The following is a 1,713-nucleotide window of genomic DNA, read 5'->3' on the forward strand; positions in this document are numbered from 1 at the left end:
CCACCCGCCCGCCCCAACCGGCGAAAACGCCCGCCCACTCGACCTCGACACCGGACGTCCACAGACGGCTGAGCGCGGTGAGCGCGGTGTCGGTCTCGTCGCGGTCCTTGCGGAGCATCGGTGCGAACACGGCATCGGAGGCGGTGTCCTGGGCCATGCTGGAGAGGACACCGTCGGGGCCCAGTTCCAGGTACAGGTCGACTCCGAGCTTGGCTGTGGCCGTGATGCCGTCGGCGAAGCGGACGGGCTGGCGGACCTGGTTCAGCCAGTACTCGGGCTGCTGCATGGCGCCGGGCTCGGCGACCGCTCCGGTCAGGTTCGATACGACCGGGATGCGCGCGGGGTGGAAGGTCAGGCTGTCCAGGACGGTCGCGAACTCCTCCAGCATCGGCTCCATCAGGGCTGAGTGGAAGGCGTGCGAGACCGTCAGGACGTTCACCCGCCAGCCGCGCCCCGCGCACTCGGCCGCGTAGCGCTCGATGACCTCCAGCTCGCCGGAGAACACGATGGACTGGGGACCGTTGACAGCGGCGATGTCCAGTCCGGAGTCGGCGATGTCGGCTTCGGTGGCCTGGACGGCGAGCATGCCGCCGCCGGTGGGGAGTGCCTGCATGAGGCGGCCGCGTTCGGCGACCAGGGTGCAGGCGTCGTCCAGGTCGAGGATCCCCGCTACGTGGGCGGCGGTGATCTCGCCGAGCGAGTGGCCCAGCAGCACGTCCGGGACCAGGCCCCAGGATTCGGCGAGGCGGTAGAGGGCGACTTCGAGCGCGAACAGTCCTGCCTGCGCCCACAGCGTGTCCTCCAGGCCAGTGCCCTCGGTCAGCACCTCGCGCAGCGGGCGCTCCAGCCGCACATCCAGGCGGGCGCAGACTGCGTCGAAGGCTTCGGCGAAGGCCGGGAACTGCTCGTAGAGGTCGAGGCCCATGCCGGCGCGTTGTGAGCCCTGGCCGGTGAACAGGAACGCCAGGCGGCCCTCGCCGGACACCCCGGTCGCCAGGACATCGTCCCCGGTCAGGACCGCACGGTGTTCCAGGGCGGCGCGTGTGGTGGCCAGCGACCAGCCGACGTCCACTGCGTCCAGCTCGGGTCGCTCGGCGACGAAGGAGCGGAGTCGCTTGATCTGTTCCTGCAGGGCGGGTTCGGACTTCGCGGAGACCGGCCACGGGATGATCCCCGGCTGTAGTGTGTGTGCCGGTCTTGGCTCGATGGTGTCCGCCGCAGGTGCTTCCTCCAGGATGAGGTGGGCGTTGGTGCCGCTGATGCCGAAGGAGGACACCGCTGCCCGTCGTGGCCGGTCCGCCTGGGGCCACTCCCGGGTCTCGGTGAGCAGTTCCACCGCGCCCGCCGACCAGTCCACCTGCGGCGAAGGTTCGTCCACGTGCAGCGTCGCGGGCAGCACACGGTGCTGCAGGGCCATGACCATCTTGATGACACCGGCGACGCCTGCGGCCGCCTGGGCGTGGCCGATGTTGGATTTGATCGAGCCCAGCCACAGCGGCTCGCCGTCCTCGCTGCGGTCCTGGCCGTAGGTGGCGAGCAGGGCCTGGGCCTCGATCGGGTCTCCGAGGCGGGTGCCGGTGCCGTGTGCCTCGACTGCGTCGATGTCGGCGCCGGTGAGGTGGGCGTTGGTGAGGGCCTGGCGGATGACGCGGTGTTGGGAGGGGCCGTTGGGTGCGGTCAGGCCGTTGGAGGCGCCGTCCTGGTTGATCGCGC

The 1,713-nt window shown here is 70.7% G+C and carries 1 protein-coding gene; it reads right to left on the bottom strand.

From position 1 onward, the window contains the following. The coding region (locus tag G5C65_RS36800) for a type I polyketide synthase (RefSeq protein WP_165303383.1) at positions 1-1,713 on the bottom strand (1,713 nt) is incomplete at both ends.

It is taken from the genome of Streptomyces boncukensis, assembly GCF_011045075.1.
GTDB classification, from domain to species: domain Bacteria; phylum Actinomycetota; class Actinomycetes; order Streptomycetales; family Streptomycetaceae; genus Streptomyces; species Streptomyces boncukensis.